This is a genomic window from Pseudomonas sp. FW305-3-2-15-C-LB1, assembly GCF_058787615.1.
The window spans coordinates 839,259-847,346 of the sequence record NZ_JBYSZX010000001.1; the positions used below are offsets into that span (position 1 = coordinate 839,259).

The following is an 8,088-nucleotide window of genomic DNA, read 5'->3' on the forward strand; positions in this document are numbered from 1 at the left end:
GTGCCTAATAGAAATGGCCTTGCACCTGTTAGCAAGACGGACAAGTTATCTAAACTTCCGGAGTCAACCGAGATGGCAAGTTTAAAGAAACCCAAGAGTACAAAGGCACCCAACGCAGCTAAAAACTCCAAAACGGCTGTTCGCTCGGTTTTGACAGAGCCCCGATCCACGCGCCGAGCCCCGCGAGCAGGGACACTTGCGCCAATAACGGTGCTGAATGCGGAGGATGATGTACCCGGTGGCCAGTCCAATCTGATGAATATCGAGAAGCTTTACCTGGAAGGATTGAAGTTCGAGATCCCCAAATGGACCATAGGGGGTGGCGCTCCGGGAGCGCGTCACCAACTGGAGGTCAGGCTCAATAATGTGCTCATCATGCCACGTGAAGACCTCGGCACGAACCTGAACGATCCCAGCCTGCAGTGGCCTCGTCCTTACACGCTCACTCAAGCCCAAGTGGGTGATCACGGTGTCAAAAGTCTGACCTATGAGGTGTTTTTTAATCCGGCGACTAACAGTTCGAGGGAGCCGGTGAACGTTACAATTGACCGATACGACACACACGCCAGGATCCGGCCTTCGAAAGCGACGCTTCCGCCCTGGGTAGTCGATGGCAAAGTGACGGTTGAGTTGCTCGCGGTGCCGGGTAACACATTCATTGCAACCTGCAGCGGTCGGCTTGATCCTCAAGTGGGCGATAGCGTGCGTGTCTACTGGCATTACACGGATTCGACGCCGATTGCCACTCTCACCAATTTGCCCGTCAATCATTCACCGGTAGACGTTACCGTGCCCCTCGCGGACATAATGACCAAGTCCTCAGGCGTCTATCAGATGGCGTATACCTACCTCGACCGCGCCGGCAATGAAACGACCTTTCCCCCGTACCTCACGGATGTAACGCTTTCCCTTGAGCCCAACCCTGCAAACCTGCAAGACCCTGTCGTGCCCGAAGCGCCGCTGGATCGGGAAGATGCTCAGCTCAATCGCGCCTATGTTCAAATCACGGGCTACGACAACTATGAAATTGGCGATCAACTCGTTGTCAGCTTTAACGGGCAGCTGCTCTATTTAACCGTGAACAACCTAAATTTCCCTAAAGACGTTCCAATAACATGGGCCGCTTTGTCGTCTGGAGGCGTGACTGCCCCCTATGTTGCCGCGGTTTTTTACTATGTCGTTCGAAACGGTACTCCCTCTCCGAACTCCACCACGATCGACGTTTCAGTGGACCTTACAGCACCGGGCCTGATACCCGATCCGGGCGACCCTGGGCCGGTCAACCCTAACCTTGGCCTGCTCACACTCACCTCGGCAGGCGGCCTGACCAACAAAATTGGCCCGGGTGATACGGGTGATGCCACGGTCACTTTTGATGTGTATACCGGCGCAACGGCGGGTCATCGCATTCAGATCTACCTGAAGGGCATCCCCCTGTTGACACCGCCTTATACCGTCACGTTGCCGGATGAGACGGCTACACAGTTCAGTATTACGGTTCCCGCCTCAGGCATTGCCTTGGTCGGTAATGGAGAGCACGACGCCCATTACAGCCTCAATAACGGAACCAACAATAACGTCACCGACTCATTGCCAACCGAGATCGATGTGCAAGCATTCGTGATTGAAGATCTGGCACTGCTTGAATACCCAGATTCGATAGATTCCGGTATCGGCGACGACACCCGCTTCATGAATTGCGCACATGGCGTTGCGTCAGGTATCAAAACCAAAATCATCAGCCCGGGCAAGTTGAAGAAAGATGACAAAGTAAGCGTGGTGTGGGTGATCTATGGGCCTAATGACTACTACTCGAACGTCAAAGTAAACGAATACGAGTTCCCTCCCGTGACGGTCACCATCGATCACTTTGCCGGGCACCCTGGCGAAGAGTTTACGGTGCCTTTCGCCACCTATATCTCCCCAGTCACCGAGGGGCGTGTCGAGGCTTACTACAAAGTGGTCGGAGCGGGTGGCACTCCGGGAGAGTCCGATCCTTCCATTTTGTACATCACCCGTAAGCTCCTGGGCGGTGGTACTTGTGGCTGACGAGCTGTTCTGAATGTACTGAGTCGTTCCCAATAACCCTTGAGGTCAATGCCTCAGGGGTTATTGGTTTTGCCCTGACGGTTCGCGTCAACGCTTTGCCCATCCTTCATTAAGGAAAGTCCTACAAGGCCGTAGATTCGGCCTACATGAAGTTCCTCCTCGGGTACGTAACCTCGGCGCCTCTGAAAGCCTGAGTCGATGAGTCCTGTAATCGATTGGCTTGTTCAGTCATCCGACTAGAGGTTCTACCCTATGAATACCCATGTACTTTTCAAGCGTTCGCGCTTGTCTGCCGCAATCAAAATCCTGGCGATCGCGCCTTTTTCACTGGTGGCAACTCACGTGTCCGCCGTGGACCTTGGAGCAGGTCAGAAGCTTGTCATTGATGCAGGCAGCGACTTTGATCGCTACACCTTGAAAGACGGTGCACAACTGATTTCCAACGGGGCGGCGATTCTCAGCGTCGCTTCGCAGAATTCGACCTTTGAGATGAATGGCGGCGAGGTCGTAGCGGGTTCCGAACACGGAGTCCAATTGTACGGCAGCCAGGCAACCATTCGTGATGCTCACATTTCCAGCGCGAGCGGTATTGGGATGATCGTGGGCGAGCACGCTGCCGCAGGCAGTCACGCCCAAGTGTCCAACAGCCGGATAGAAGGTGCCACCTATGGCGTCAACCTGGGGCGGGAAAGTACGCTGCAGATGACGAGTACCGATGTTCTTGGTGGCGAATTCGGTATTTTGGCCATCGACGGCAACCTGGCCGCCCAGGGCGGCAGTATCACTGGCGGCACCAATGGTCTCTATGTGTACCGCACTGCCGATGGCACGACACCCGCCAGCTTTCACCTTGAAGGTACCCGGGTAGTTGGGGAAACCGGTGCCGCCATCGTGGTGGATTCACCGGGGGTTGGTACTACGCCTATCACCATCGCCAATGGCACCACGCTGGAGGGTGGCAACGGCAACATGTTGGAGGTGATCAACGGTGGCGCAGCTGACGTACTGGTCAACAACAGCAACCTGGCCGGCAATATCCAGGTAGGCAGCGGCAGTGCCCTGGACCTGAATCTGGATTTCGCCGCCATGAAAGGCGACATCATCAACAACGGTGGCACCGCCAATGCGGGCCTGAACAACGGTGCGGTCCTGACCGGTCGCCTGGAAAACGTCGACAAGCTGTCGGTCAACAGCGACGCCACCTGGGTGTTGGTGGATGGCCAGGATGAACTCAAGGAACTGTCGATGAATGGCGGTAACGTCAAGTTCGGCGATTCGGGTGCGTTTTACCAACTGAACGTGACGAACCTGAATGGCACCGGCGGTACCTTCATCATGAAGGCGGATTTCTCGACGTTGACCGGCGATTTTCTCAATGTCACCGGTACTTCCTCCGGCGCGCACCAGTTGTTGATCGCCAGCACCGGTGCTGACCCGTTGTCCGATGATCGTTTGCATGTCGTGCGCACTGCCGATGGCGGTGCGAGCTTCAGCCTGGTCGGTGGTCGTGTGGACGTCGGTACCTATTCCTACGGACTGGTCAGTGACAACCGCGACCACGATTGGTACCTGGACCCGGACAATAAAGTCATCAGCCCGAGCACCCACTCCGTACTGGCCCTGGCCAACGCAGCGCCGAGCGTGCTCTACGGTGAAATGACCAACCTGCGTACCCGCATGGGTGAGTTGCGTCACAGCGATGGTAAGTCGAGCGGCATGTGGAGCCGAACGTACGGCAACAAGTTTGAAGTGAACAACCGCGATAAAGGTGTGCAGTACAACCAGGCACAGCGTGGTTTCACCCTGGGTGCCGACGTACCGTTGTCCGGTGGCGATGGCCAATGGCTGGCAGGCTTCCTGGCCGGTCACAGCACCTCAGACCTGGACCTGAACCGTGGCAGCAAAGCCACCGTCAACAGCTACTACGCCGGTGGATACGCCACGTGGCTGGACGCTGAGAGCGGCTTCTACTTCGACGGCGTGCTCAAGTTCAACCGCTTGCACAACGAGTCCAACGTGGCGATGAGCGACGGCAGGAAAGCCAAGGGCAACTACACGCAAAACGCAGTGACTGCTTCGGCAGAGGTGGGCCGCCACATCAAGCTGGACGACGGCTTCTTCGTGGAACCTTACGGCCAGTTGGCCACGGCGATCATCCAGCGCCAGAGCTACGAGCTGGATAACGGCCTGCAAGCCAAGGGCGCGCGTACCGCTTCGGTGGTGGGCAAGGCCGGTGTGACCGCCGGGCGTGACATCCAACTGGACGGAGGCAGTGTGCTGCAGCCGTACTTGCGGACTGCCGTTGCCCATGAGTTCAACCAGAGCAACAAGGTGTCGGTGAACGGCAACAGCTTCAACAACGACCTGTCGGGTACCCGGGTTGAAATAGCAGCTGGACTGGCCATGGCCGTGTCGAAGAACTGGAAGGTCCATGCCGATGTAGAGCGCAGCATGGGCAAGAGCGTTGACCAGCCGTGGGGGGTGAATGTGGGGGTGCGATATGACTTCTAAGAGTGCCTAAACTCACCACCTGTAAAGAAGCCCCGTATCTTTTGATACGGGGCTTTATTTATTAGCGGTGTCCCGTCCTGGGCGGGCTATTATTGTGGAGTACAAGCATATAGGAGGTCAGAGGTCGACCAACGCAATGGTACTCGATCGGTAGTTTGAGACTAGCAGATGCTTTCCGTTGGGCGTCACTTGTAAAAATTGGGGGCCGTTGAAGCCGCTTAGCGTGTTCACAAGTTTCGGTTGGTCTTCTGAGGTGTCGAAGATGTGTACTTTATCAGTGCCGTTCTCTGTTAAATAAAGTAGCGCCTCAAAAGGGTGAGTGGCTACTCCTACAGCGTAGTTAAAGCCTTGATTTGTATTTATTATCTTGTTGAGCAGGCGATCAAAGGTGCCCACGCTAGAACCCGACACGTAGAAGCCTTTATTGTCGGTGTTAGAGAAGGCAATGTCGCTGACAGGAGAGGGGAAAGGTGCACTGGAAATGAATGCGTCTGAGCTTGTATCGAGTCGACGTACCCCCCAATTGCCGAGCCAACTGTAAATGACATTTTCGGGCGATATCCAGAGCCGGCTACTTGCCTCCCCCGTGCCCGTAGGAATGTATTTTTCAACGTTGCCGGTTTGCGTATTGATTTTTGCAATTTCATAAAGTGAACCACCACTATCATTAAAGTACTGGGTTGAAGTGTAAGCATAAGTGCCTGTACCCTTGATTCCGGTAATGCCATATGGCATTTTGTAGTGTAGCAAAGTTTGTTTAAGCAAAGCGTAGGAGGCGGTGTCGTAAGCGGCAACAAGATTAGAGGCTGACGTGTAGCCTGTTATTACTGTTATTAAAAGCTTAGTGTCGTCATTGTTTAAGGAGATTGCAAAGCTTTTCGGCGTTTGTATTGTATGTACGACCAGTGCTTTTTCTATGTCAATAACACTCACTGTTTTTGACTGGCGATTGTTTACAAACGCAGTTTTGCTGTCTTTAGTTATCACAATCTCGTGCTCACCGGCCCCCACAATGATGTGTTTTGACACCACAGGCTGGCGATTAATCCTGTAAGCAACCGACTTCAGCTTGATCGCACTGTTTTCAATCCCCGCTTCGTCCAGTGAAACGCTCGTGTCGACGGTCACAGTAGCGCCATTGGCTAGCCCTTTCAAATAGGAGTCATGTATCAAGTCATGCGTACGCTGTGCCGTAAACTCGGCGGCGCTCACCTTGATGCCTGGGCGCAGGAACAAGTCAGTAGAACTTTTCAGGCGAATGAAAACCGCTTGTTGCCGATTGAAGAAGGGCCACGCCTTGACCTCCACAGAGTTCGACTGGCTGGTATCGATCACGCCCCCGAGTGCTTCCGGTACGCTGACCAGATCAAGGGTTTGCGCAGACAGCGCATCCACGTTAACGGTCAGTGCAGGCGACTTGAAAACCTCGCCGTTACGCAGCACTTCAACATACGCCGTGAAGGAGTCACCCACATAAGCCGCGACAAAGTTACTGAGCAAGGCAAACGTGATGTAGTCATGCCCCGCATCTGGAACACCAGGCTTCGCTGGTATAGAGGGCATACCCAGGCCTGGCTTGCCCTGTATCACCAGTGTCACAAGGTCTGTGGCCAGCATCGGGTATTTGATCCTGAACGTGACCGTACGAGGGGAAGGCGTCCAGACGTGCAGCGGGTTAAGTTGTGTGAGGCAAGGTGACACGTAGGTGCCTTCGAGCAGACTCGGGCATTCGGTGAGTTTTAATTTCGCGCCTACATTGACGATCAATGGCAGGGATTTGAGCGGAGTATCGGTAGGCAGTGTCCTGACTTCCCAGTGAATTGCCATGGTGCTGTCTTTGTTTGCCAGCACAATAGCGCGTGGAATCGTGAACGTCAGCGCAGAGCCAAACCAGATGGACGTCACTTCCAGCCACGCGGTGGTGAAACTGCCACCGGGTTTGCTGCCAGTGGCAACAACTCGCACCTCGTCGTTCAGGGCAATGCTTGAATGTGGATGGACAAGCGCCTTCAGGTTGCCTTTGCTGAAGAGTTCGTCAAACACATGTCCAGGCCTTAAATCGTCTGATGTAGGAGGGGGTAGTGTCACCGTAATGTCACCCACGGAGACGGTCACCGATTTCGAGGGGCGGGAGGTGTCGTTATTGACTACGTAATACGCCTTGAAAGTGGAACCCTCCAGAAGGGCGAATACGCTTTGGTAGTCCAGAAAGAAATCGATTGCTCCAGTACCTGCGCTGTCAGTGTATTTCGCATACACAGGGGTGCCGTCGAGCGCCGTGCCTTCGATGATCAGGTCGAGCTTGTCACTGGGATTCTGTCCGAAGAAGCGCACAGTAATTTCTACTGGATCGGTACCTAGCGGCAGGACTCCGCCCTCGAGCCCGTGGACGATGGGGGCTGGCCGACTGTTGTCGACTGGTGTGCCTCGCATGCTGTAAATGACGGCATTGGAGGGAGTATTCACTTCGCCCTCCCGTACCCGTTCGTAAGTAATCAACAAGCGGCCGCCCGCCAGCTTTTTGGCAAACTCCAATGGCAGGGGAACGTAAATGCGCAGTGCGTTGGGCTGTGGCACGTCAGCCATTTCGGTATGTTTGAGGGTCTCACCTGTTGCGGTCAGCCCGAGGTAGGTGACAAATGCCTTGTCGTACGAAAGCCAACCGTAAATTCTGATGGGTATTTCAACTCTCAAGTCCTTCGATTGTACATCTGTATCAATGAAGTCTTCGTCTGAATCCCCATCGTAATCGGCTTCAAGTACATGTGCCGCAGGCAGCAACGGGCCGGTGCTCCCGTTCACGTTGTTTTGTATGAGCCGTGGAACTGAAAAGCCGTTGGATTGATTGCCTGCCTTATCCCTTACAAACCATTCAAAAATGTTTACACCGAGCGTTACCTGCAGCCAAGTACCGTAGTTGATCGTGATAACGATAGGCGCATTGCTGGAGGCTTCAAAGCTGGTGACTTTATGGGTGACGAGCACACCGCCGATACTCACGAAGATCACATCACCTTCTTTGCGGTCGTGCACCGGATCCACCAGCGGATTCACCGGGTATCTATCAATGAATATTTTGATGCCGTTTTGAGCGGCGGCCTGGGTGATGATGCCGAAGGCTTCGATGTTGGAGTCTACGAAGCGGATACGCCCCAGGTTTTCATTGATGAGGGGGGTACTGACCTGTGGGTCAACGCCTCCAGGTTCTTTTTGGTCTACCCAGATGTTCAAGGCTGTGGTCTCGTCCGTGACGCCGCTCAAGCGTTTGACGAAGCCTTGCAATTTGTTGTAAGCCTGGTCGATAAACCGAACGGACTGAATCGTCAGGGTAATGTCCTTGCCGAGGACTGCATCATCAGCGGAGACGGTGTAGTGAGCGACCGTTTCACCATTGAGCTCAACCCAGACAAAGTCGTTCTCGGCCTGTTCGAACCAGGCATAGAGGATGTAGATGACGCCGAGTGCGCTGACCGTCAAGGCGGCTTTGTTGAGGGCGCCGTCGGTGCCAGGTATGGGGGTGAGGTTGGG

3 protein-coding genes are annotated in these 8,088 nt (G+C 54.5%); 2 read left to right on the forward strand and 1 reads right to left on the reverse strand.

The annotated features are described in order from the left end of the window. The first annotated feature begins 255 nt into the window (after window positions 1-255). Together AC3WP7_RS03870 and AC3WP7_RS03875 are read left to right on the forward strand one after the other, a co-directional pair. Window positions 256-2,049 (forward strand): hypothetical protein, encoded by a 1,794-nt coding sequence (locus AC3WP7_RS03870; RefSeq protein ID WP_102593053.1) that lies wholly within the window; start codon window positions 256-258, stop codon window positions 2,047-2,049. Between the two features lie 252 nt (window positions 2,050-2,301). Beyond that, window positions 2,302-4,560 (forward strand): autotransporter outer membrane beta-barrel domain-containing protein, encoded by a 2,259-nt coding sequence (locus AC3WP7_RS03875; RefSeq protein WP_102593052.1) that lies wholly within the window; start codon window positions 2,302-2,304, stop codon window positions 4,558-4,560. Window positions 4,561-4,677: 117 nt separating this feature from the next. Here AC3WP7_RS03875 and AC3WP7_RS03880 read toward each other — a convergent pair whose 3' ends face one another. Then, complete coding sequence (locus AC3WP7_RS03880) at window positions 4,678-8,037, reverse strand: YncE family protein (RefSeq protein WP_492599323.1); 3,360 nt, start codon at window positions 8,035-8,037, stop codon at window positions 4,678-4,680. Window positions 8,038-8,088: the final 51 nt, after the last annotated feature.

Excerpts from the sequence above, each read along its gene's own strand:
- AC3WP7_RS03870 (WP_102593053.1), top strand. The coding sequence starts at position 256 with ATGAATATCGAGAAGCTTTACCTGGAAGGATTGAAGTTCGAGATCCCC.
- AC3WP7_RS03875 (WP_102593052.1), top strand. The coding sequence starts at position 2,302 with ATGAATACCCATGTACTTTTCAAGCGTTCGCGCTTGTCTGCCGCAATC.